A 23,863-nucleotide genomic window follows, 5' to 3' on the forward strand; every position below is an offset into this window, starting at 1 on the left:
TAGTATTAAAGAAAGAGATTGAGATATAATAGAGAAAAGGCTTCATTTTAGGAGGGGAAGAAACCATGGAAAGAGCGAAACGCTTTGTTGTCGTGCAAACCCCTGATTGCTTTTTTATATTGTCTAGTTATGATCACCAAAGTTTTCAGAAAGTATGGGGCTACGTTGATGTTGTAGGAGGTTTTCCTACACAAAAACAAGCCAGGAAGTATGTACAAAATCGGATTCGGCAAGGGAAGATTAAGCTAGATACAGAAGGTTTTGCTGTGTATCGGGATGATAGAGGGAATTTAAAGTATATAGAGTTGAAAGCGGTCGAGGATTTAAGAGAACGTTTCGGCTGGTTTCCAATCGAGGGGAAATTCTCATCTGAAAAGGAAGCGCTTTCATACATTATCCATGCACAGACATCCATGGCCCCGCCTTGTTTACTGCATACTTCATAGATTTCACCTCGCCCCGTTTGATATACTGGGTATATAAGAACGTTTAGGGGAGGAGAATAACAATGACTGCATTTACAGATGAAGTTGTAATCGAAAAACCTCTTGAAGAGGTTTTTGCATTTACAACTAATATAGATAATTTTAAAAAAGTGATGCCTAATGTAGTCCAAGTAGAAACTATTACAGAAGGTGCATTTGGGGTCGGTACTAAGATAAAAGAAACACGGGAGATCAAGGGGAGGAAAGGTACCACTACAATTGAGGTGATAGATTTCGTTCCAAGTGAGCGTTATTCTGTACGCAGCGCGCTTGAAGGTTTAGAAACAATCTATCATTATTCCTTCCATGAAGATGAGAAACAAACCACCACGATCAAGTTTGAGTGCGAAATTAATACCTCTACACTAAAGATGAAAATGATTAAACCGATCTTCAAAAGAACACTACAACGAGAAGACAAAGAGCATTTATCGCTGATCAAGAAGGCTCTGGAGGAAAGCGAGTAGGCTCCTTCTGTTTAATGAAAGATTATATTGCAAGCATTAAAACGCCTGGAGTTTTAACTCTAGGCGTTTTAATTTGTTTGTTTATTTAAATAGCTGGTCCGTATATACCTTTCGAATTTGGAGTGACTCAGCAAGAGATGTATTTAGATTAAAGATATTAATTTCTTTATAGTTGTTTGAAAATTTGTTTAAGTAAACGCTTTCCAGAGCCTTTAAATCAAGGTTTAAGCGCTTATGTGGATTTTTTGTAAAAAGTTAAATTCAGCTGTTTACACGGTCTTCTATGAGTCTTATAATTTCAGATTGTACTACAATTTTGATCGACAATACGAAAACAATTTGAAGAAGAGGAAGATGCGTATGTTCAAAAAGGTCCTTTCCTTTTTAATCATTAATCTGGGTGTATTTTGTTTAGCGGTAAACGTCCACTTTTTCCTATCTCCAAACAACCTGGCAACAGGCGGAGTGAGTGGTCTTTCTATCGTTCTTCATAATATCTATCCCGACATTTCATTGGGACTTGTTATGTTAATCTTGAACGTAATTTGTTTCATACTAGGCTTTATCTTTATCGGATTTAACTTTGGAGCGAAAACCATTTATACAAGCTTTGCGGTTTCGTTCATGGTTTGGGCACTTGAGCGATTTGCTCCCCTTAGCCAACCGGTATCCGATGATATTCTGATTCAACTGATTATCGGCCAAATGATTGCTGCTGCTGGTATTGCTATGGTCTTTCACCAGGGGGCATCTACGGGAGGAACCGATATTATTGCTATGATTATTAATAAATTCTTCTCCCTAGAACTTGGTAAGGCTGTCTTGCTTTCGGATATTGCTATTGCAACATCATCTATATTCTTATTCGGTCCACAAATCGGACTATATGCCTTCTTTGGTGTTATTCTGAATGGAATTGTGATTGATTACGCACTGCAGCAATTTGATAATAACAAAGAGATTGTCATCATTAGTCGTGAAAGTGAACGAGTTCAACACTTTATCGTTAATGAACTTGGAAAAGGGGCAACGATTCATACTGCTAAAGGTGCCTTTACCCAGGATTCTAAAGAAGTTATTACAACGATTCTGAAACGTAAGGATTATACGCGTCTTAAGAAATATATCGCTGAAATTGACCATACCGCGTTTATTACCGTTCACTCGATGAATGAAATCATCGGAGAGAACTTTAAACGTTTGGCCTAAAGATAATAAACTTGTCAAAATAGAACTTGTTTATAAAGGATGAATAGTTCACCATGAGTGAGAAAAAATCAATGATTGATCGCGTTCATCAATCCCTTAAAGAAGCGATTCTTTATAGGAAGATTGCACCTGGAACGCAACTAGTTGAGAAGACGATTGCTGAGCAGCTCAGTGTCTCTAGAACGCCAATTCGACACGCAATGATTCGTTTAGAACAAGAAGGACTGGTTACGATTGTTCCAAATAGAGGAGCTTTTGTAGTTCAACCTACCGTAGAAGAGATTAGACAAGCGTTTGTCATGAGAAAGGAACTAGAGAGTACCGCAGCTCGCTTAGCAATTGGTGAGATAACAGACAAGGACCTAGAAGTCATGAGAGAGCTGGTTTCAAGGGAAAAAGAAACGTATGAAAGCGTCGATATTTTAAGATATATTCACGTAAATAAATCCTTTCATATGTATCTAGCTCAAAAGACGGGAAACACGTTTTTGCAAGACTATATGGAGCGAATATTGGATCAGATGAATGTCTATCTAGTATTATATGATGTCTTCTACGATGCTGACTCATCGATGGAAGGAAGTACACGCTTTGTTGAGCATGAGCATATTATAGAAGCTCTTAGTAACCGCGATCTTGACCATTTGTTGCATTTAATTGAGCGTCATATGCGATTCAGTTTAGAATCGATGAATTTAGATAAAACCACATATCGTTCGCTAGAGAACGTACTCGAAGACTGATTTGTTAAATGGTGAGCCATTTCGCAATCAGTCTTTTTTATGAGGTGTTGTTCCATATAAGCCTCCTTATATGGAAGACTCTGAGCTGTACGCACGCATACCCTATGTATTACCGATTACACCCAGCATATCAAGACGAACTTGAATTAGTATAAATAAAAAACAAGAAACCTGAACGTATACTTCTCTGGAAGATTAAGAGAAGATGCCGTTTCAGGTTTCTTTTTTTTGGACTCGTAGGATATTATTACTTCCTTTATGTATGTATGAATCAGTGAATACGATTTCATTTTTGAGTGTAATAAAATTGTTATATAACGTTATCGAATAAATGGATTATACGTATTGACCACCTTGCATAAGCGGGTGTAGAATGTTTTCAGGATTTTTCAATTGGCCCTACAGCTTAGTGAATAATTACATCAAAGAAAGGGGGAAATCGTCATGACTTATAGAGTAACGGTTTACCTTCTTGGAATGTTTGTGAATTTCTTTGGTGTAGCATTAATTATTAATGCCACACTTGGAGCGGGATTTTGGACGTCCTTTTTTATAGGTATGTCCGACCTGTTTGGTCTTACGGTAGGTACTTGGTATGCCATCTTCCAATTTCTTATTATTTTCGTCAATGGATGGTTAATCAAGCAAGCACCTGAATTTAGAGCAGTGATTCCTGTGATCTTGGAAGGTTTTATTTTGGATTTTTGGCTAGAGATTGTCTTTGGACATTTAGACTTCTCAACAGCTCCGTTTTTATTACAAGTCGTTATGCTTATATCAGGTGTCCTTATTACGGGTCTTGGTGTAGCGATCTATATTATCCCTGAGTTCCCAAGAGCACCCGTGGATCAGCTGTTCTTAACTGTAAGCCGCCGCTTTAATCTAAGCTTGCGCATGGGGCAAACGGTCGTAGCTGTTGTTATGGCTACCAGTGCATTTTTAATTGGAGGTCCCGTAGGTCTTGGGACATTAGCTGGTATTCTATTCTTAGGCCCAGCCATACAGTTCTGGTATATGAAAACTTATCCAATGTATTATCGATTCCATCCGAATTATCAAGATGAGGTTGAACTCATCTCCTAATAAGCACGAGGTTCTCTCCTTCTATTAATAGTAGGAAGGACCTCGTGCTTTTTTATGTTTATCGATTGTCCCCTGCGGTAGTAGTAACCGAGTCCAATCTTTCACATAAGTCCCCCTTATGTGGAAGACACGAATTGAGAGAATGCTTCCGTTTGCTCAAACTGAGAATAAGGTGGTTCGGGAAATCACTCGCTTTCCGCGGCGAGCTGGGAAGCCTCCTCGTTCGCTACGCTCTCTGTGGGGTCTCCCCAGACACCCCTTAGCACTCAATAAACGTAACGGCCCTAAACACAAGAAAGCGTGGTGCGGGTGGGGATAATATGCCTCTTCCTAAATTGTTAGAAAATTTGATATAATAGAGTCGATCAATTTGTTGAGAGGGGATGTCAGGATGAAACGTGAAGATTTAATTGCTCCAGAGCAGTATAATGTCGTAAGTGAAGTAGAGCGGTTTGCGAACGATCCGAACCATACAGCGCTTCACTGGGAAGATGATTCTGGTAATGCTCGTGAGATTACGTACCGGAAACTGATAAAACGTGCAAGTAAAATTGGTAACGCTTTCTTGAGGCGAGGGCTTAAGAAAGGGGACAAAGTTTTAGTCATGGTTCCTCGGCTAATTGAAGCGTATGAAGTTTATCTTGGTGCGCTGAAAGCTGGTCTTGTCGTCATTCCGAGTTCAGAGATGCTTCGTGCGAAGGACCTCCAATATCGGATAAAGCATGGGGAAGTTAAGGCTGTAGTCAGTTACTATCCTTATGTTGACCAATTTGCTGATGTAGATGCAATTGATCAAGTCACTAAATTTGTTGTGGGTCATGAATCAGAAGGGTGGCTTTACCTGGATTATTTAATGGATCAAGAGAATGATCATCTTGAGATCGCTCCTACATCAAGGGATGACATGGCATTTCTATCTTACACATCTGGAACAACAGGGAACCCTAAAGGGGTTGTACATACTCATGGGTGGGGATTTGCTCACCTGCGGACAGCTGCTTATAAATGGCTGGCCATTGAAGAAGGAGATAAAGTATGGGCTACAGCGGGGCCTGGCTGGCAAAAGTGGATATGGAGTCCGTTCTTATCTGTGCTTGGGACAGGAGCCACTGGCTTTGTGTACCAAGGTAAATTTGATCCTGAACGCTATCTGACCTTGTTGGATAACCACAAAATAAATGTATTGTGCTGTACTCCGACTGAATACCGATTGATGGCGAAGCAAGATGGCTTAGACCGGTTTGATTTGTCACATTTACACAGTGCTGTATCAGCAGGTGAGCCATTAAATAGGGAAGTTATTGATATCTTCTTGAACCATTTTAATGTAACGGTGAGGGATGGTTACGGACAAACGGAAAATACGCTGTTAGTTGGCATATTAAAAGGGATGGAAGTTAAACCAGGTTCAATGGGGAAACCGACGCCAGGTAATGAAGTCGCGATCATTGATGAAGAAGGAAGACCATTAGGAGCGGGAGAGATCGGTGATATTGCCGTTCATTTGAATACACCTGCTTTATTTAAAGAATATTATAAAGACCCAGAACGTACGAAGATGTCTTTTAGAGGTGACTACTATTTAACTGGGGACCAAGCTAGTATGGATGAAGATGGATACTTCTGGTTTGAAGGCCGAAGTGATGATATTATCATTAGTTCAGGATATACAATTGGACCTTTTGAGGTGGAGGATGCTCTCGTTAAACATCCATCTGTGCAAGAGTGTGCCGTCGTAGCTAGTCCTGATGAAATCAGGGGAAATATAGTTAAAGCATTTGTTGTGTTGAAGAAGAACGTTCAAGTGGATCAGGATGAGCTTACGCGTGAGCTTCAACAACATGTCAAAGATCATACAGCTCCTTATAAATATCCAAGAAAAATTGAGTACCTTGCTGAGTTACCGAAGACGACGTCAGGAAAAATCCGCCGGGTTGAACTTCGGAATCAAGAGAAACAATCAGAACGTGCATAACAAATCTTACTTAAATCAAAAAGCTGGTGTGGAAGTCTTCAATGACCTCTACACCAGCTTTTTTCTTATTTCATAAGATCATATTCTTCTTTTAAGAGACTGTAAACAACATGATCTACATAACGATCGTATAACCACTCACATTGTCTGATCGTTCCTTCTTTTGTGAAGCCTAGGCGCACAGGAATGGCTTGGCTTTTCTTATTCCTCTTTGCGCAGCGTATTTCTACTCTATTAAATTCACGTGTTTCAAAAAGGTAATGCAAATAGGTGGATACGGCTTTCGTGATAATTCCTTTACCCTGGAACTTCTCACCTAACCAATATCCGATACTCGTGTGTTTATTTTGATGATCCAATTGATGGACACCAATCACACCAGCTAGCTCTCCTTTATAATAAATGCCGGTTTCAAACCCCTTGTTATCAGCGAATTTCTCCATGGTTCCTTCAATAAAACGTTTAGTATCTGCTGGCTTTTCTGTTTCATCGATCCAAGGTAACCATTTTCTTAAGTGGATTCGATTCGAATGAACCAATTGAAAAAGCCGGTCTACATCTGTTATATCTAGTAATTTTAAATGGAGTTCTTTGTTAATTTGATAGATAAACATGAATGAATCCTCCTTATTGAAGGTTATTCAATATTTTATCAAAAGATTGTAGGTTATGATACGAAAAGGAAATGGTCGGATAGTTGAAAGGTTTCATCTATTTGGGTGGGTGGAATAGATTAACATTACATAATCCATGTAAGGAGGGAGGATCATCGACACGGAGGTTTTAGTTAATGGGGGAGGCGTGGGAGGCCTCACATTAGCTGTGAAATTAGCGAGTCGGGGTGTGAATGTAGCGGTAGTTGAACAATTAAAGGCGGAGTCTCCTCAATATAAAGGGGAACTGTTGCAGCCTAAAACGCTAGCTATTCTAGAGGATCTTGGCGTAATCGATCAGGTATTGGCAAGTGGCCATTCCTTCTCTTCCCTTGAGTACATTGAGCTAGAAAGACAATCATCTGAACAGCCTAGAAAAGTCGGAGAATCGTGTATGGATTACGGATTATTAACGACACCGTACAATTACGCCCTTATGATCCCTCATGAAACGTTAAAGTCTATTTTATTAAAGAAGGCGAACCAGTAAGAGGGAATCGACTATTTTCATAAAGCATATGCAGAACTTTGCCCTGAGCTTTTTGACCATGTTACATCTCTTCGCAATTGGAATGACATACAGCTCATGATACGTCTCAGAATCAAAACAGCTTAAATACTTTTTTGAACGTAGTGAAGACTATCCATGGGAGAAATAGGAGTGATGGGAAATGAATATAATCCAAACCGCCTTAAAGGCGAGAAACTGGATGAAGCGGAATGAATCATTCTTACCTACCTGGCATGCCTATGTAGGGTATGAATTAGACTTATTTAAGACTTTCAAAAATCCGAAAACAGTAGATGAAGTTGTAGCAGAAACAGGTCTCAGTAAAGAGCTTTTGCAGTGTTGGGTAGATGTAGGGGCTTCCATTAAGCATTTACGAAAACGGACAGGTGGACGGTATCGAACGTCTAAACATCACTGCGGGGAGTTTCTTGAAGATGGATCTAACAGTGTAGGAGCTCTCTTAAAAGAGATGATGGAACTGCACATTCCCACATTACTTGCATATCCAAAGTACATGAAATCAAACGAACGTGCGGTATTCAATCATGAGAAGTTCGGAGATGTGGTGGCGGAAACGTCTACATTGTTAGAGCACTTCGCGATACGTCGGATTAAGAAGATGATGAAAGAACATAAAGTAGAAACCGTGATTGATTTAGGGTGTGGGCATGGAGGTTACTTAAGGAAGCTGGCGAAAGATTTCCCTGAAGTACAAATGCTAGGTGTAGATGTGAATGAACGGGTAGTTGAATCAGCGAGAAAGGCCTCAGCAGGATATAACAATATTGATTATATTGTTGCAGATGCTAGTGATTGGCGTCCTGAAGAGGGTGAAAAAGCTGATTTAATTCTTTTGCATAATGTGTTTCACTATTTAGACCCGATGGCCCGCATAGAACTTTTGAGTAATTTAACATCCTGGTTATCTGATGAAGGTCGCATCTCAGTGATTACACCAGTAAACGAAACAGATCAAGGGCAGGCATTCTCTAGTGCCTTCAATAGTTTCTTTACAGCTCATTCCAACTTATATGCTCTTCCTTCTTCTGAGGATATAGAAGAGTTAGCTGAAGCTTCAGGTCTTACGCTATCAGCTTACAACTCTATTATTAAGGAAGGTGGATGGTATGCCTTTTGGTTGATGCCACAAACTGTGTCTGATTCCAATTTAGAGAGAGAGCCAGAGTCACGCCCCTTAATAGCATCCGGGAAAGTCTGATCTACAATTGTAGGTCAGGCTTTTTTTGTCTCTGTTAATAGTGGGTGGTGATTGTTTTCGCATAAGCCGCCTTATGTGGAAGACTCGAAGTTGAGATATTTAAGCTGGAAAGGACCGTTATGTTTGATGAGTGGTTGGGCTAGCTCGCCGCGGAAAGCGAGTGATTTCCCGAACCACCTCACGCTCTAACAACGCAAACGGAAACACTTTCTCAATTACGAGCATTCAACAATCCTGCCCTATTATTGAAGAAACGTGTTAAAAATATCAATATCAAGGTGGAGAATCGAGGGAGGGGAGACAGTTTCTTAATCTTTCACACGAATAAGAAGAGGCTCTCATTATAGTGGGAGCCTCTTCTTATATGTACTGCCAATTATTTGCCCCAATACTCTAAGAAAAGAAGATCGTCTCCGAATACGGGGTCTGTTGAGGGGAGAGGGACCTCTTTAATGTTGTGTAAGACCTCAGGGCGCTCGTTTGGATTGCCATTCCGCATATCTTTATACTGGCCTTCTGGATAAGCTCCGACAACAAGGAAATCTTTCGAACCATAAAGCTGTTTGTGACCTACACCTGCTGGGATAATGAGAACATCACCAGGCGATACTTCTAATTTACGTCCGCTTTGACCGCCAAATTGAACTGTGGCTTCACCGCTTAGGACCCCGAGCACCTCATGTGCGGTGCTATGGTAGTGGTGATGGGGCAAGATTGAGCCAATCCATGTACTGTGCCAACCTTTTTGTAAAAAGATTTCGTCCATCTGGTCGATGTATTCGTTTAGTACTCCAGGATAAACCAATAGTGGAAGCGGATTATTTGGGATCTCTCCGTCGTCTTCAAATGAGTAGGTTTGTATCTGATTAGCAAATGCATGCATAAGACTTTCCTCCTATAACCAATTCCTTAGGGAAATACCCTCCTATAGTTATAATTAAACCATAAAATATGAAGAAAAAGGAAATAGTTAGTAAAAAAAGACTCAAGTATATGTTTATACTTGAGTCTTCTGAGTTTATAGGAAATCACTTTCCTTGGTGTAAGGATGCTTCTTCAAGTGCATGGTAAAGCGTGCTTTTGATAGGCACATTAGAGAAGTTGATTCCGAGCTGGATAGCTACTTGTGCTACTTTTGGATTCATTCCGCAAAGGACAGACTTTACTCCTAGAAGGTCTAAGGATTGAATAAGTTGATACAAATGGTGAGCTACCAAGGTATCAATGTTCTGAACGCCTGACATATCAAGGTAAAGCGTCTCATAAGGATGCTGATTGCATTGTTCTAACGTATGCTCTTGAATATGTTTCGTACGCTCAGGATCTAAGTCACCAATAAGAGGAATGATCGCTTCTTTATCTGTTATAGGTATAACGGGCGCACTTAATTCATTGATGAGCTGTTGCTGAGTATGGATTTGACGAATGCTTGTTTCGTAATAATGTTTAGAGAACTGATAAATTACATAGTCTTGGGCATCGTTAAACATTTGGCCGATATCCATCGCCTGTTCAATTCCAATATTATATTCATTGGCAAATGTCTTAAGGTGTTGCCAAATTGCTTTACGGAAATTTGAAAACTGCCCAAGCACTTCATTAATAGGTACCTGTTCTCCAACTCGTTTCTCTGAAATTTGCTGTGCCCAATCTTTTAGTTCTAGATTAGGATCCGTTTTATCAGAAATAAAAACATTCGATAGAGATTCAATTAATTGATAATTTTCATCCCTTAGTTGGTCAGTACTTGCATTGCTCTTTGTTGAAGAGTAGTAGGTTACATCGTTTTCTCGCATGTTTAGCCATGCTTCTGTAATATCTGATACGTTATTGTTTATGTATTCATAAAGTTTATGATAAATGTTCATCGTTTACACCTCCGGCTGCATATTCGTGCTCCTCCCCCATCATATCGGAGATAAAAGTGTAATGAAATTAATAACTAGTAAATCCGCTATAATTCTTTGTTTGGATTATTGAGAAAATAAAAACATCTTGATTTCCAAGTATTTTATGTTGCTGAAAGCATTTTCAACTTGATACATTATAGAAGGTCAAACGCCATTGACCACCTTTTACCCATAAAAAAAGTCGCCAAACGCCCCCCTTTCGTTATTGTCGATTACGTCAGGTTTAAACAATATCCTTTGGCTTATTGAACTCCGTGTCCCACAAATGTTTAACCGGTTTAGATAGAAAGGTTTGGCGGCTTTTTCCCTTTATGCAATTGGAGAATCTTTTCCCCCGTGTGCATTGTAAAAGACTCCTAAATTGTAAAAACCACTCCCATAAGAGAAAGCTAGCACCTTGGAAACGAGCTGCTAGCTTTCTTTTTTTGTATAACTTTCGCGTGAAAGGGGCCGTTATGTTAGTGAGGTGGTAGGGGTGTCTGGGGAACGACTCGCTTTCCACGGGCGGCCTCACACGACGTGAGGTCGTTCGGCGTTGTCACAGGACGTGACGATTTTAGTCGAACTTCCTTGTTCTTATTAGAGCCTCCTCACTCACTTCGTTCGCTTCGGGGTCTCGTCGACCTCTTTCTCCCGTAGGAGTCTCCCCGTTCCCCAGACACCCCTTATCAGAAGTAGTAGAACGGCCCCGCAGCTGGAGTGTAGCGAGTCCTTCAACAAACCTGCTGTCTTCCGCAGCATTTTCAGCTTACTCTACCTAGCGCAAAGGTGGACTAAATGAAACCTTACGTTTTGGCATGGACTTATGTTACAATCAAGTAGACAAAATTGAATGAAAATCTGCGTGTGTGATGCAGGAGAGGTTCTAGCTACACCCTCTATAAAAAACTAAGGATCGAACTGTACCTTCGCCTTAGGTATGGTTTTTTTATTTAGTTCGAATTGATGTACGGGTGTGTAGAATTCTCTTTTTATAATGAAAGGAGAATTTTTTTATGGATAATAAGAAAGCCCTTGTTGTGTTTAGTGGGGGACAGGATAGTACGACTTGTCTTTTTTGGGCAATGAAGCATTTTGATGAAGTAGAGGCAGTGACGTTTGATTACAATCAGCGTCATGATGAAGAAATTGAAGTAGCGAAAGAGATAGCGGAAGATTTAGGTGTGAAGCATACCATACTTGATATGTCGTTATTAAGTCAGCTGGCACCAAACGCTTTGACTAGAGATGATATAGAGGTGGAAGATGGGGAAAATGGTGATCTTCCATCTACATTTGTACCAGGTCGAAATCTATTATTCTTATCTTTTGCATCTATTATGGGTAAACAAATTGGCGCCCAGCATATCGTAACAGGAGTTTGTGAGACAGATTTCAGCGGCTACCCAGACTGTCGTGATGTATTTATTAAATCTCTTAACGTAACGCTTAATCTATCTATGGACGATCAGTTCGTAGTTCATACGCCGTTAATGTGGTTAGACAAAGCACAAACATGGGAGCTTGCGGATGACCTTAATGCACTTACTTACGTGAAGGAACGTACGTTAACTTGTTACCACGGTGTTCGTGGCTCAGGCTGTGGCGAATGCCCGTCCTGTAAATTAAGACAAAACGGTTTAGACACTTATATAAATCAAAAAGAAGGAGCGAACGCATAATGGCTATGGATCAATATGGATTTCGCATCGTAGAAGACTTACAGAAAATTGATCAGGATATTAAGCGTAGTGACCTTCAGTATCATAAAAAGCGCGTCATGGTCAGCAAAGAATTTACGTTTGATGCTGCTCACCATCTGCATTGCTATGAAGGGAAATGCAAGAACTTACACGGACACACGTATCGTGTTGTGTTTGGCATTAGTGGTTACACGGATGAGATCGGTATCGTAATGGACTTTGGCGACATTAAGCAAATTTGGAAAGAACAAATTGAAGTCCACCTAGATCACCGTTACATCAACGAGACCCTTCCTATGATGAATACGACTGCTGAGAACATGGTCGTGTGGATTTATGAGAAGATGGCAGGCGCATTACCGCAGAATAATCAATCCCTTCGTGTTGAATTTGTAAAGCTTTATGAAACACCAACAAGCTTTGCAGAGGCAAGAAGGGAGTGGATGGAGCTTGAGTAAACTTCCTGTTTTAGAAATATTCGGACCGACTATTCAGGGAGAAGGGATGGTTGTTGGGCGAAAGACGATGTTTGTCCGAACAGCTGGTTGCGATTACAGCTGTGCCTGGTGCGATTCCGCCTTTACATGGGACGGAAGTGCGAAAGAGGACATTCGTTTACTGACAGCAGGTGAAATATATGATGAGTTAAAAGAAGTTGGTGGAGAAGCCTTTGATCACGTTACGATTTCTGGTGGCAATCCTGGGTTGTTAAAACATATGGGCCAGCTTGTCGATCTCCTGCACGAAAACGGTTGTGAGGTTGCTCTTGAAACGCAGGGGAGTAAGTGGCAGGACTGGTTTACAAGCATTGATGACCTTACGATTTCACCGAAGCCACCAAGCTCGATGATGAAAACAGACTGGCAAAAGCTTGATGATATTATTGAACATCTTGATCCTCTAACAACGAGTTTGAAAGTTGTAGTCTTTAATGAAGAAGACTTGGACTATGCCAAAGGAGTGCATAAACGCTATCCTGGTATTCCGTTCTTCGTACAAGTTGGAAACGATGATACGGAAGAGGCTGATGATACGAAATTGATGCATCATTTGTTAGGGAAGTATGAATGGCTTATTGATCAGGTAATGGCCTCGACAGAATTAAACCGCGTTCGCGTCTTGCCTCAAGTGCACGCACTGCTGTGGGGTAACCGACGAGGTGTATAAGGTGAAGCAGTACTCTTTTTGGAGGGTACTGCTTTTTAGTTGAGAGAATGTTTCCGTTTGCTTTAATTGAGTGTAAGGTGGGCCTGGAAACCACTCGCTTTCCTGTGGGGAGCTGGTGAGCCTCCTCACCCGGCAAAGCCGGGCTCCGGGGTCTCACCTAGGCTCTTCTGCCCACGGGAGTCTCGCAGTTTCCATCCCCACTAACATGTCTCAACTTCGAGTCTTCAACAATTCTGCCTTTATCTTCAATATTATAGCTTTATAAAGCTTACATAAAAAAGGTGCTCCTTAGTGAAGGAGCACCTTTTCTTCTATATAAATAGGGGGGGTTAGCTTACTTGAGAGTCTTCTTGTTCTTGTTCTTTTTGAAGACGTTTTTTGCGCTTTAAGCGTCGTTTGATTTGTTTAGAATCTAGATTAATTGTTTTTGGTTGGTAGTCATCTGAAGCAACGATGTCTTCGTTTGAAGCTTTCATAAATGACCAGGCTAGCATGACCATAATGAATAGTAATGGTGTTCCTCCGACAATACTAGCTGTTTGTAATGTACCTAATCCGCCTAAGATCATTAGGGTAAGTGGAAGTAGGCAAAGGGCGAAGGCCCAGAACAAACGATTCCAACGTAATGGTTCTTCTTCAACATAATTCTGTACAACAGAGGCCAGTATGTAAGAACTGGAGTCAAATGTTGTTGCAAGGAAGATAATTGCTAGAACAGTGAAGGTTGTAATCATAATAGGAGCCATTGGCAATTGTGCGATTACACTAATAATTGCAGCTGGTGCTCCTTGTGTATTCAAGACACCAATAATATCAAATTGTCCTGTAAGTTGCATGTACATACCGTAGTTTCCGATTACTCCGAAGAAAAGAACGCTTCCTAGTGTACCGTAAAGCATTGTTCCAAGAACCATCTGTTTGATTGTACGCCCACGCGAGATTCTTGCAATAAAGAGTCCAACGAATGGTGCGTATACAAGCCACCAAGCCCAGTAGAAGACCGTCCATGATTCCGGGAAGCTTGTTTCAGCAATTGAATTAAGACCAGCAAATGATTCTGTCCATGTAGCCATGCGGAAGAAATTATCCGCTAATAAACCAAGACTATTAAACGTTGTTTCAGAGATAAATTTCGTTGGTCCGAAAATAAATACAAAGGCAAGTAAGAAAAGTGATAACCATAAGTTCACATCACTTAGAACTTTAATTCCTTTTTTCAACCCAGAGTAAGCACTAATGGCAAAAATAACAGTACAAACAATTAGTATACCCGTTTTAAGTCCGAGTGTAACTTCAATGCCGGTAAGACTTGAAATTCCTTCAGCTATCATAGGTGTTCCGAGCGCTAGTGTTGTACCTGCTCCGCCCATTAAACCAAACATGAATAGAACATCAATGATCGTACCTAGAGGGCCGTCAGCTCGTTTTCCGATAACAGGTCGACAAGCTTCACTAATTTTTAATACAGGTTTTTTACGAACATAATAGAAATAAGCAATTGGTAGTGCGGGTAATGTATAAATGGCCCAAGCAATTGGTCCCCAGTGGAAGATTCCGTATACACTCGCCCATTGGATCGCTTCTTTCGTGCCACCTTCAACTGCAAATGGAGGTGCTTGGTAATAATATGCCCACTCGATCGTACCCCAGTATAGAATACTAGAACCGATTCCGGCACAGAATAACATAGCTGCCCAGGAGAATGTTTTGAATTCAGGCTTTTCACCTTTGTCTCCTAGTTTTACTTGACCGTTTTTACTAAATGCGACATAGAGAAGGAATAAGAAAATGCCGAGGCCAACAATCATGAAGACAACACCAAAGTTTGTGGTTATGATTTCTTGGAGTTTGTCTACGACAACCTGACCTTTTTGAGGAAATAAAATGAGTGGAATTGTTACTGATAATAGTAGGAATAATGCCCCTGCAAATGTGGGCCAATCCATTATTTTTTTATTCATCTAATCGTCCTTTCTTTCAAGTACATATTTAATCATAATAGATTGATAACTTTTTGTACAGAACAAATTGTACAATCTATTTGAATTAATTGAAAAGAACGAGGTGATCAAACTGGACAAACTTACTGATAATGCTGGGGTGAACAGGTGTTGAAATTTTGTCGAAAAGAATAAAAAAACCTCGATTTAAATCGAGGTTTTTGGGGGATATTAATAGTTTTTATAAAGAGTTTAAGAGTTTCTTTAAATTCACAGCGGTTCAGTCCAGTCTTCTTTTCCGGTAAAAATAAGCATGACAGGTTCAAAGCGTTCTGTGATCTCAAACTTTTCTATAATGTTCGTAAACAATGATCCTGTCCGTTATTTTTACATCCAGTGAAGAAAATTCGAATCTTAATAGTGGATCATAAAGGAAAGTAAGAAGGCTTTTGTTACAAAAAAAGGCCGTAATTTGTTATGCTAAAGAGAAGTCAAAGTATTCCAAACACTTTAAAGGAGGGCTTATATGCCTACAACACAACAGTTAGAAAAATATGCAGAGTTAGCTATACATAAAGGGGTCAACTTACAGAAAGATCAAATTCTTATGTTAAATGCTCCTGTAGATGGTGCTGAGTTTGCGCGCATTGTAGCTAGGAAAGCCTATGAAGCTGGTGCGAAAGATGTTCATATTAACTGGGCCGATGATGTTATGCAACGTCTTTACTTTGAACATGCTTCACAAGATGTCTTAGAAACAGTACCTCAATGGAAAGTAGATCAATATGATTATTTCGCTGAAAATGGTGCTGCTGTTTTATCTATTCGTTCAACCGACCCCGATAATTTAAATGGCATTGATTCTTCTCGAATAGCTGCCGCTAGTAAAGCAAGTGGAGAAGCGATGAAGAACTTTAGAAAGTACACGATGAATGACAAGATTACTTGGTCAATCGTAGCCATACCAAATACAGAATGGGCTAAAAAGGTCTTTCCTGATGTATCGGAAGAAGAGGCGTTATCTAAGCTGTGGGAACAGATCTTTACGATTACGAGAGTAGACCAAGAAGACCCACTGAAAGCTTGGGATGAGCATAACGAAACGTTAGGGAAAGCTCGCGATTACCTTAATAAGAAGCAATTTAAGAAATTGATCTATAAATCTCCAGGTACAGATCTTGAAGTATACTTACCTGATGGCCATGTTTGGAAAGGTGGATCATCTAAGTCAGAGCAAGGAATATCCTTTAATGCAAATATGCCTACTGAAGAAGTCTTTACATTACCTCATAAATACGGAGTAAATGGCACCGTTTCAAGTACTAAACCACTTAGTTATGGCGGGAACTTGATTGAGAATTTCTCTTTAACATTCACAGAAGGTAAAGTGGTTGATTTCGAAGCAGAAACAGGGTATGAAACATTAGAGCAACTGTTAAACATGGATGAAGGGGCTCGTCGTTTAGGAGAGCTTGCCATTGTTCCTCATCAATCCCCAATTTCTCAAAGTGGCGTTATTTTCTATAACACACTTTACGATGAAAATGCGTCTTGTCACCTTGCTTTAGGAAAAGCTTACCCTAGCAGTATCGAGGGTGGAGCAAAGATGGATGATGATCAGCTTGATGAAAACGGTGTGAATAACAGCATTGTTCACGTTGACTTTATGATGGGATCAGGAGAACTTGATATCGACGGTATCACACCATCTGGTGAAACAGAACCTGTTTTTCGTAATGGGAACTGGGCATTTGATTTTTCTTAATGCCTAAAAAAGGAGAGCTCTATTTGAGCTCTCTTTTTATGTTCCTAATTCTTTATCACTGTAAAGGGTTGCGGGGTGCCAGTCCCCCTTTACTTAGGTAACGGGGGACTGGCACCCTTCAGTGCTGTGCATGGTTAAAGTGGTCGGTTGTTTGGTATAATGGTGTACAAACAAATGTTCCGTTCGGAGGTTGGTTAAATGGAAGTGGATGGAATCTTTAATGGTCTGAATGAACAGCAAACAACGGCGGTTACTACGACTGAAGGAGCTGTGCGGGTTATTGCTGGAGCTGGTTCTGGTAAGACACGAACTTTAACGAATCGTTATGCCTATTTAGTAAGTGAATTAGGGATTGAGCCTTCTAATCTCTTGTGTGTCACGTTTACGAACAAAGCAGCTCAAGAAATGAGAAGAAGGGTGAAAAAACTTGTAGGAGGAGAAAGGGATACGGGTTATATCAATACGTATCATGGTTTTTGTGTGAGGATCTTACGAGAAGATATTCATCACCTCTTTTATCCAAAGCAATTTCTCATTTTGGACACTGAAGATCAAAAATCAATCCTAAGGGAAATCTATGAAGAGTTCGGGTTAAAGGTGAATGATCATAAGTTTGCGCGGATTTTAAAGAAAATCGGTGAACTTAAAGCAGATACCGGCTATGTGTATGATCTTATTTCGAGAGAAAAAACCTTTGAGCCAGACCAAGTAGAGGAGCTAGACCGGAAGATTATAGTAGCCTATTTAAAGAAACAAAAACGAGTGTATGGGCTCGATTTTGATGATCTTATAAACTTTACATTAGTTCTCTTTGGAGAATATAACCACGTATTGGAGAAATGGCAGGAAAGACTATACTATATTCAGGTGGATGAGTTTCAAGACAGTAGTCCAAAACAATTTGAACTCATCCGTATTCTTAGTAAAGGTCATGGAAACGTGTTCGTAGTTGGGGATCCCGACCAAACGATTTACGAATGGAGAGGGGCGGATCCGAAATTTATGGTGAATTTTAATCAATGGTTTCCTGGTTGTAAAACGATTCTCTTAAATGAAAATTACCGCTCCACTCCTCAAATCTTAAATCTCGGAAATGCACTTATAAAACAAAATAAACTACGAGTGGATAAAGATATGTTCACACAAAACCCTAAGGGCGTTAATGTCATTCACTACCACGCTAAGACAGAGCAAGAAGAAGCCAAATGGATTGTTTCGCGTATTCAATCCTTGCAAAAAGAAAGTGGAGCCTCGTTAAATGAGGTGGCAATCTTATACCGTGCGAATTACTTATCCCGTTTTGTGGAACAAGAGCTCATCCATGAAAACTTAGAGTACAGTATTTTTGGAGGATTTAAGTTCTTTGAACGAAAAGAAATTAAGGATGCGCTTGCTCATCTTAAGCTTTTGGCTTTTGAAGATGATTTATCATTTATGAGAATAATAAATACACCTAGAAGACAAATGGGGAAGAAGCGAATGACCTTTTTACGAGAGCGGGCTGAAGAAGGAGGAAAGTCACTCTATCAGACGTTACGCGACCATATAGACCACTCTATCTTTAATCGTACGAAAGCGAAAGAATTCATTGAAATCATAGAAGCAATGAAACTAAAGCGGAACGAACTATCTGTCGCAGACTTACTTCAAGATTTATTGCAGGCTACAGGTTATGAAGCCTTTATTCGTGAGGATGGAGATCATGAGAGATTAGATAACCTTATGGAACTTAAGCACTCCGTTGTACAGTACGAAGAAGCAATGGGGGAAGAGATTTCTCTTGAATATTATTTACAAATGCTTACGCTTTACACGGAAAATGATAGAGAGGACCAGCGAGAAGCTGTGAAGCTCATGACCATCCACACCTCGAAAGGGTTAGAATACCCATATGTTTTCTTGGTTGGATTTAATAATAGGGTTATACCTAATGAACGATCTCTGAGAGAAAGAAAAGAGTATGCTCTTGAAGAAGAACGTCGCCTTGCTTATGTCGCCATCACCAGAGCGGAACGTGAACTATACCTGACCGAATCTGAGGGGGGAGGTGGACGAGGAGAGAAGAAGTATCCTTCTCGTTTCCTGTTTGAACTTGAAGAAACATTGTACGAACGAATTGGTATTATTGAACAGGAGTTTGAACAAGAGGCGAAGGAAGTCATTCGGATGAACAGTCAATTGGACGCGACACATACATCAGATGCTGCTTTCAATAAAGGAGAGCGGGTAAAGCATCCTGTTTTTGGTATAGGTACCATTGAAGAGGTGGATGATCGGAAAAGGATGTATAAAATCTATTTCGAAGAGATGGAAGTGACTCGACCTATTAGTTGGAACTTCAAGCGTTTAGAACGGTCGAATGAATAAGGAACGAGGCTGCATGTGACAGCCTCGTTTTTATAATCCGTTTTGTTTTCGATAGTTACTTGGTGATATACCTTCGTATTTTTTAAATATACGAGAGAAGTGAGAGGCGCTCTTGTAGCCGTATTGTCCTGCGACGGATAAAATAGAGTCTTTCTGGTTAAGTAATGCTTTTTTAACTTCCTTCATTTTTTGTCTATGAATGTATTGTTGAAGGGAGAGGCCAACTTCTCTTCTGAATAGGTTGGATAGGTGCTCGGATCTTACGCCTAACTCCTTCGCCATTCTTTCAATTGTAATAGGTTTATGAAGGTTAGCCTGTATACTTTCAAGGCAGGCTTGCATGAGTGGTGAGTGGTCAAGTTGTTCTTGTTTTTGTATTTTAGAAAGATAATCATGGACCATCACTTTCTCTAAGTGCATAAGATCTTCAACTTTCTCTTTTTGATCAATTTCATTTATATAGTAGTAAGAAATGGATAGGGATTCCGTTTCGTTCACTCCTGCTTCAATAGCTGCTCGGGCTACTAGCGTCACTGTGGCAATTAACCTGTTCTTATAAGAACGTACCATATTGTCCTTCCCGTAAGTTGGAGTAGGATAATACTTGGCGTGACTCAAATCATTAACTGCAGAAGGGTCTCCTTGTCTTAACTTGTGCAAGAACTCTTGCTCCAACTGAAAAGCTTGAGATAAGAACTTTGTGTCTTCTTGAGATGGCTCTGTTTTCTTAGGGAAAAAAGTAAATTGATCAAACGTTTGATCAAGTATCGACGTGTCCCAATCAGTGGTGAGTAAGGCGAGTAAGATCTGTCCGTAATAAAGAACTTGCTTCGTATGAACAACAGGAAGTTGGGAATAGTACGCTAACACCTTCCTCGAAACATAAATAGATTCTCTTTGTCTTTGAAAGGCTTCTTGAATATCTTGGTTGTTTAACTCATTGTACAGGAAAGGTCCTATACAAACATAACCTGTTGGAAACGAGGCAAATGTTTCGGTATTAATAGCTAAAAAGTGGCGGTGGAAAGCGTCTGTTACGTGGTGAACCCGTCCTTTTTCTTTCATTTGCTCTTGGATGAGTTTCCTTTCTTCTTGGTGTAAACGCTCTAGTGGCGCTGGAATCTCACCTAAGGATGTCTTAGTCTGATTATCGTACTCGAAGAAATAGATGGGGACTCTAGTCGAGTAATAAAAGGTGAACAGAGCGCGCAGAGAATTATCTGTTTTCATCTCCATACTATAATCTCCTTTTATTGTAGTCTATTCGTTTACATATAATAGCATTAAATTGCAAAGATGTATAAGAAATATGTGTTTTTTGTATAAGTTTTTTTATCCCTCATGAAGTGGGAGAGATCATTGGTATGACAATCTTAGTCGAACTTCTTTATACACTTAATTTTTCGAAAATGATAATAGTATTGACGGTATTATCCCAGACTGCTAAAGTTGCTTAAGTGACGATATCGTCATCAATGAATTAATACTATACACTACACTTCACTTCATTTCCTTGTATAAGTTCGAGAATAGGGCTCGAACGTATCTACTAAGCTACCGTAAATAGCTAGGCTACAAGGGATTTCGTTTATTTATAATCCCATTTTGGATTTTGATACACGATCCCTTTGTAGATCTCAAGCTTCGGTAGATACCTAACCGAGGCTTTTTTTAATGCATAAAGGGAGGATCAACTATGAACCGCATACAAGAGTTCTTTCAATTTAAAGAACGCGAAACAAACTTCAAACAAGAAACCATTGCTGGGATGACAACCTTCTTGGCACTTGCGTACATTTTAATTGTTAATCCAGCGATATTGAGTCAAGCAGGAATGGATAAAGGTGCTGTCTTTACCGCTACGGCCTTAACCATTATATTTGGTACACTCATGATTGGTTTAATCGCCAATTATCCGATTGGGATTGCACCAAGTATGGGCTTAAATTCATTCTTTACTTTTGCAGTTGTAAATACAATGGGGATCCCTTGGGAAACAGCTATAACTGGTGTGTTTATAGCAGCGATTCTGTTTACAATCCTAAGCTTGTTAAAAATCCGCGAAAAGATTATTAACGCCATTCCTAAAAATTTAAAGCATGCTGTATCAGCTGGTATTGGCTTTTTTATTGCTTTTATCGGTTTAAAAAACTCGAACTTGATTGTGAGTAACCCTGACACGATTGTAGCATTCGGAGATTTAACGGACGCGAGCACGCTTTTAGCTGTATTCGGATTTATTATTACAATTATTATGCTAACTTACGGATGGAAAGGTGCTATCTTTTACGGAATTATCATTACTACGGTTGTAGGTTTATTAACAGGGATGATTGAAAAGCCAGACGCCATTGTAGGTGGTATTCCAAGTTTAGAGCCAACTCTTGGTGTGGCCCTCCAACCTGAGAACCTAGCTAACGCTCTCTCTCCTGCTGTTTTACCTGTAATCTTTACGTTCTTATTCGTAGCTTTCTTCGACACAGCGGGTACCCTGATTGCCATTGCATCACAAGCTGGTTTAATGAAGGACAATAAAGTACCAAACGCAGGACGTGCTTTACTTTCAGATAGTACAGCTTCAATGGTAGGGGCTGCGCTAGGAACATCTACTACCGCTTCCATGGTAGAATCTTCTGCAGGAATTGGAGCAGGAGGACGTACAGGGTTCACAGCTGTCATTATGAGTATCTGTTTTGCTATTGCAATCTTCTTTGAACCTGTTCTGTCCATTGTCCCGATTACTCTTACTGCTCCAGCTCTTATAATTGTTGGTGCAATGATGGCATCAGAGGCAAAAGCGATTGAATGGACTCGAATCGAAATTGCGATCCCATCGTTTATAACCATTCTTATGATGCCTTTAACAAGCAGTGTCGCAACAGGTATTGCTCTTGGGTTTATTGTATATCCGATTACCATGATCGCATCCAAACAACACAAGGACATGCACCCGATGATGTATGTGCTATTCGTTCTATTTATTCCTTATTTAATATATAGTGCATAAAGAGCCAAGCTCTTCAATTTCCTCTGTAACCGTAAAGTTGCAGGGGGTTTTTTGTAGGGGATCTTAAAAAATCAACACCGCTTTTTGACAGGACTTTCGTAAACGCAAAAAACACTCCGATTTAGTTCAATCGAAGTGTCATTAGGTAAACGTTATTCAATTTGGGCATGAAGCGTTTCGGCTTGCAATAGCTTTTGCAATTCTGATTTGTTCTTCTTGGAAACAAGGATGTATAATACATCACCTTCTTGAATGACGGTTTGACCATAAGGTGTGACAATATCTCCGTCTCGTATAATCGCATTAATAAGCGTGCCTTCTGGGAATTCAATAGATTCAAGGTTCTGTCCATTAATGGAGGTTGTAGGTGTCACCTCGTATTCCACAAGTTCTACGTTAGCCTTACCGATTGAGATGAGCTCAAGGGAATGAACCGGGTTGTTTCGTGCTTCACCTGCAAGCTTTAATCTCTTAGCTAGCGGTGTAATTGTAGCTCCTTGGAGAAGGGTGGAAGTAAGCACGATAAAGAATACAACATTAAAGATCAACTGGCTGTCATCAAGGTCTGCCATTAGTGGAAAAGTAGCTAAAACAATTGGAACGGCCCCTCTAAGGCCTGCCCAAGATAAGAACAGCTTTTCTTTAAGGGAAAAGCGAAATGCACTTAAAGAGATTAATACAGCAATCGGTCGAGCGATGAAAATGAGAATAAGGGATAGTAATAAGCCTTTTCCTACCACATCTGATGTAAACAGTTCAGAAGGAAATACAAGTAACCCAAGGATTACAAACATGGTAATTTGCATCATCCACGTAAAGCCTTCGTTGAAACGGAGAATAGAGTGACGATAGGTTAATTCTGAGTTACCGATTACAAGAGCTGCAGCGTATACAGCGAGTAAACCACTTGCTTGAAGTAATGAACTTACGCTATATGTAAGTAAGGCAAAGGAAAGAGCAAATAAAGGATAGAGTCCCCCAGAATCCAAATTAATTCGATTGATTGCCATGCTCCCGAGCTTCCCGACTCCTAAGCCAACAAGTAAACCAATACCCATTTGCCAAAAGAAAGAGCCTGCAATTATGAAGTAATTGGCTTCTGGTTGTTTAATCAGTTCAATAAACGAAACGGTTAAGAAAACAGCCATGGGATCGTTTGACCCGGATTCGGCTTCGAGGGTTGCTTCGATTTTTCCTTTAACATTTTTCCCTCTTAATACGGCGAAGACGGCAGCAGCATCCGTAGATCCGACGATCGAGCCGAATAGCAGGGCTTCAAGCCAAGAAATATCAAATATGAATTTAGAGGCTACCCCGACAAGTGCCGATGTAATCAACACCCCGACTGTAGCAAGAATTAATGCAGGCGTTGCGACCTTTTTTATCGTGCCCCATTTTGTTTCTAGTCCACCTTCAAACAATATAACGATGAGTGCGAACGTTCCTACCGTTTGAGCAAGTCCAGCATTATCGAAATAAATAAAGCCAAGACCGTCACTTCCAACAAGCATTCCAACTCCAATGAACAAGACGAGAGACGGTACACCTAGTCTTGTTGAGAACTTTGTGACTAAAACACTTGTTATTAATAAGATTGATATAAGCAGTATGGTTTGATTAGATTGAAATAGCTCTTCGATTCTGAATCCCGTCCTTTGTAACTGACACTTAGAAATGGAT

General features: G+C 40.1%; 20 protein-coding genes and 2 riboswitches. Of the genes, 14 read left to right on the forward strand and 6 right to left on the reverse strand.

All coding sequences use genetic code 11. The annotated features are described in order from the left end of the window. Positions 1-65 precede the first annotated feature (65 nt). The 6 genes from IMZ31_RS02530 to mbcS all read left to right on the forward strand — a co-directional run bounded on the left by IMZ31_RS02530 (position 66) and on the right by mbcS (position 5,962). Complete coding sequence (locus tag IMZ31_RS02530) at positions 66-446, forward strand: hypothetical protein (protein WP_207529084.1); 381 nt, start codon at positions 66-68, stop codon at positions 444-446. Positions 447-508: 62 nt separating this feature from the next. Next, entirely contained in the window at positions 509-952 is a 444-nt protein-coding gene (locus IMZ31_RS02535) for an SRPBCC family protein (protein WP_207529085.1), read from the forward strand. 360 nt (positions 953-1,312) lie between these two features. Next, a complete protein-coding gene (locus tag IMZ31_RS02540) occupies positions 1,313-2,161 on the forward strand; it encodes a YitT family protein (RefSeq protein ID WP_207529086.1) in 849 nt (282 codons plus the stop codon). A 53-nt stretch (positions 2,162-2,214) separates the two neighbouring features. After that, positions 2,215-2,904 (forward strand): GntR family transcriptional regulator, encoded by a 690-nt coding sequence (locus tag IMZ31_RS02545; RefSeq protein ID WP_207529087.1) that lies wholly within the window; start codon positions 2,215-2,217, stop codon positions 2,902-2,904. 444 nt (positions 2,905-3,348) lie between these two features. Beyond that, a complete protein-coding gene (locus IMZ31_RS02550) occupies positions 3,349-3,987 on the forward strand; it encodes a YczE/YyaS/YitT family protein (RefSeq protein ID WP_036783952.1) in 639 nt (212 codons plus the stop codon). 391 nt (positions 3,988-4,378) lie between these two features. After that, entirely contained in the window at positions 4,379-5,962 is a 1,584-nt protein-coding gene (mbcS, locus tag IMZ31_RS02555) for an acyl-CoA synthetase MbcS (RefSeq protein WP_207529088.1), read from the forward strand. Positions 5,963-6,027: 65 nt separating this feature from the next. Here mbcS and IMZ31_RS02560 read toward each other — a convergent pair whose 3' ends face one another. Then, positions 6,028-6,576 (reverse strand): GNAT family N-acetyltransferase, encoded by a 549-nt coding sequence (locus IMZ31_RS02560; protein ID WP_207529089.1) that lies wholly within the window; start codon positions 6,574-6,576, stop codon positions 6,028-6,030. Positions 6,577-6,784: 208 nt separating this feature from the next. On the opposite strand from IMZ31_RS02560, the gene IMZ31_RS02565 reads away from it, so the two are divergent. Together IMZ31_RS02565 and IMZ31_RS02570 are read left to right on the forward strand one after the other, a co-directional pair. Next, on the forward strand, positions 6,785-7,105 hold the full coding sequence (locus tag IMZ31_RS02565) for an FAD-dependent monooxygenase (RefSeq protein ID WP_242705624.1): 321 nt from the start codon (positions 6,785-6,787) through the stop codon (positions 7,103-7,105). A gap of 181 nt (positions 7,106-7,286) precedes the next feature. Further along, on the forward strand, positions 7,287-8,345 hold the full coding sequence (locus tag IMZ31_RS02570) for a class I SAM-dependent methyltransferase (protein ID WP_207529091.1): 1,059 nt from the start codon (positions 7,287-7,289) through the stop codon (positions 8,343-8,345). Positions 8,346-8,721: 376 nt separating this feature from the next. Here the strand turns inward: IMZ31_RS02570 and IMZ31_RS02575 are convergent, their stop codons facing one another. Next, entirely contained in the window at positions 8,722-9,228 is a 507-nt protein-coding gene (locus IMZ31_RS02575) for a cupin domain-containing protein (protein ID WP_207529092.1), read from the reverse strand. 145 nt (positions 9,229-9,373) lie between these two features. Continuing rightward, positions 9,374-10,213, reverse strand: a complete 840-nt coding sequence (locus tag IMZ31_RS02580) for an STAS domain-containing protein (protein WP_207529093.1) — start codon at positions 10,211-10,213, stop codon at positions 9,374-9,376. A gap of 895 nt (positions 10,214-11,108) precedes the next feature. Continuing rightward, positions 11,109-11,153: riboswitch (PreQ1 riboswitch) on the forward strand. Positions 11,154-11,250: 97 nt separating this feature from the next. Between IMZ31_RS02580 and queC the strand changes: the two genes are divergently transcribed. From queC to queE, 3 genes are read left to right on the forward strand one after another with little or no spacing between them, the layout of a single operon-like run. Beyond that, positions 11,251-11,916, forward strand: a complete 666-nt coding sequence (gene queC / locus IMZ31_RS02585; RefSeq protein WP_207529094.1) for a 7-cyano-7-deazaguanine synthase QueC — start codon at positions 11,251-11,253, stop codon at positions 11,914-11,916. A gap of 5 nt (positions 11,917-11,921) precedes the next feature. Beyond that, on the forward strand, positions 11,922-12,395 hold the full coding sequence (gene queD, locus IMZ31_RS02590; protein ID WP_207530276.1) for a 6-carboxytetrahydropterin synthase QueD: 474 nt from the start codon (positions 11,922-11,924) through the stop codon (positions 12,393-12,395). After that, positions 12,340-13,104, forward strand: a complete 765-nt coding sequence (queE, locus tag IMZ31_RS02595) for a 7-carboxy-7-deazaguanine synthase QueE (protein WP_371825476.1) — start codon at positions 12,340-12,342, stop codon at positions 13,102-13,104. The genes queD and queE overlap by 56 nt, the downstream gene beginning before the upstream one ends. A gap of 329 nt (positions 13,105-13,433) precedes the next feature. Here queE and IMZ31_RS02600 read toward each other — a convergent pair whose 3' ends face one another. Continuing rightward, the gene (locus tag IMZ31_RS02600; protein WP_207529096.1) at positions 13,434-15,065 is read right to left on the reverse strand and encodes a BCCT family transporter; all 1,632 of its coding nucleotides are present in this window, start codon (positions 15,063-15,065) and stop codon (positions 13,434-13,436) included. A 505-nt stretch (positions 15,066-15,570) separates the two neighbouring features. Here IMZ31_RS02600 and IMZ31_RS02605 point away from each other — a divergent pair. Continuing rightward, entirely contained in the window at positions 15,571-16,809 is a 1,239-nt protein-coding gene (locus tag IMZ31_RS02605) for an aminopeptidase (protein ID WP_207529097.1), read from the forward strand. 198 nt (positions 16,810-17,007) lie between these two features. Then, on the forward strand, positions 17,008-19,176 hold the full coding sequence (locus tag IMZ31_RS02610; RefSeq protein ID WP_242705625.1) for an ATP-dependent helicase: 2,169 nt from the start codon (positions 17,008-17,010) through the stop codon (positions 19,174-19,176). A gap of 30 nt (positions 19,177-19,206) precedes the next feature. On the opposite strand, the gene IMZ31_RS02615 is transcribed toward IMZ31_RS02610, so the two are convergent. Further along, positions 19,207-20,412 carry a helix-turn-helix domain-containing protein gene (locus IMZ31_RS02615; protein ID WP_207529098.1) on the reverse strand — a complete coding sequence of 402 codons (1,206 nt, stop codon included), beginning with the start codon at positions 20,410-20,412 and terminating at the stop codon, positions 19,207-19,209. Positions 20,413-20,669: 257 nt separating this feature from the next. Then, positions 20,670-20,771, forward strand: a riboswitch (purine riboswitch). 110 nt (positions 20,772-20,881) lie between these two features. Here IMZ31_RS02615 and IMZ31_RS02620 point away from each other — a divergent pair. Beyond that, entirely contained in the window at positions 20,882-22,183 is a 1,302-nt protein-coding gene (locus tag IMZ31_RS02620) for an NCS2 family permease (RefSeq protein WP_207530278.1), read from the forward strand. A gap of 152 nt (positions 22,184-22,335) precedes the next feature. Here the strand turns inward: IMZ31_RS02620 and IMZ31_RS02625 are convergent, their stop codons facing one another. Further along, positions 22,336-23,823 (reverse strand): potassium/proton antiporter, encoded by a 1,488-nt coding sequence (locus tag IMZ31_RS02625; RefSeq protein WP_207530279.1) that lies wholly within the window; start codon positions 23,821-23,823, stop codon positions 22,336-22,338. Positions 23,824-23,863 lie beyond the last annotated feature (40 nt).

It is taken from the genome of Pontibacillus sp. ALD_SL1 (assembly GCF_017355605.1).

Bases quoted from the DNA above. Each gene is read 5' to 3' on its own strand.
- queD (WP_207530276.1), top strand. From the start codon at position 11,922: ATGGATCAATATGGATTTCGCATCGTAGAAGACTTACAGAAAATTGAT.
- IMZ31_RS02545 (WP_207529087.1), top strand. From the start codon at position 2,215: ATGAGTGAGAAAAAATCAATGATTGATCGCGTTCATCAATCCCTTAAA.
- IMZ31_RS02535 (WP_207529085.1), top strand. From the start codon at position 509: ATGACTGCATTTACAGATGAAGTTGTAATCGAAAAACCTCTTGAAGAG.
- mbcS (WP_207529088.1), top strand. From the start codon at position 4,379: ATGAAACGTGAAGATTTAATTGCTCCAGAGCAGTATAATGTCGTAAGT.
- queE (WP_371825476.1), top strand. From the start codon at position 12,340: ATGAAACACCAACAAGCTTTGCAGAGGCAAGAAGGGAGTGGATGGAGC.
- IMZ31_RS02560 (WP_207529089.1), bottom strand. From the start codon at position 6,576: ATGTTTATCTATCAAATTAACAAAGAACTCCATTTAAAATTACTAGAT.
- queC (WP_207529094.1), top strand. From the start codon at position 11,251: ATGGATAATAAGAAAGCCCTTGTTGTGTTTAGTGGGGGACAGGATAGT.
- IMZ31_RS02575 (WP_207529092.1), bottom strand. From the start codon at position 9,228: ATGCATGCATTTGCTAATCAGATACAAACCTACTCATTTGAAGACGAC.
- IMZ31_RS02550 (WP_036783952.1), top strand. From the start codon at position 3,349: ATGACTTATAGAGTAACGGTTTACCTTCTTGGAATGTTTGTGAATTTC.
- IMZ31_RS02580 (WP_207529093.1), bottom strand. From the start codon at position 10,213: ATGAACATTTATCATAAACTTTATGAATACATAAACAATAACGTATCA.
- IMZ31_RS02540 (WP_207529086.1), top strand. From the start codon at position 1,313: ATGTTCAAAAAGGTCCTTTCCTTTTTAATCATTAATCTGGGTGTATTT.
- IMZ31_RS02610 (WP_242705625.1), top strand. From the start codon at position 17,008: ATGGAAGTGGATGGAATCTTTAATGGTCTGAATGAACAGCAAACAACG.
- IMZ31_RS02615 (WP_207529098.1), bottom strand. From the start codon at position 20,412: ATGGAGATGAAAACAGATAATTCTCTGCGCGCTCTGTTCACCTTTTAT.
- IMZ31_RS02570 (WP_207529091.1), top strand. From the start codon at position 7,287: ATGAATATAATCCAAACCGCCTTAAAGGCGAGAAACTGGATGAAGCGG.
- IMZ31_RS02530 (WP_207529084.1), top strand. From the start codon at position 66: ATGGAAAGAGCGAAACGCTTTGTTGTCGTGCAAACCCCTGATTGCTTT.
- IMZ31_RS02600 (WP_207529096.1), bottom strand. From the start codon at position 15,065: ATGAATAAAAAAATAATGGATTGGCCCACATTTGCAGGGGCATTATTC.
- IMZ31_RS02605 (WP_207529097.1), top strand. From the start codon at position 15,571: ATGCCTACAACACAACAGTTAGAAAAATATGCAGAGTTAGCTATACAT.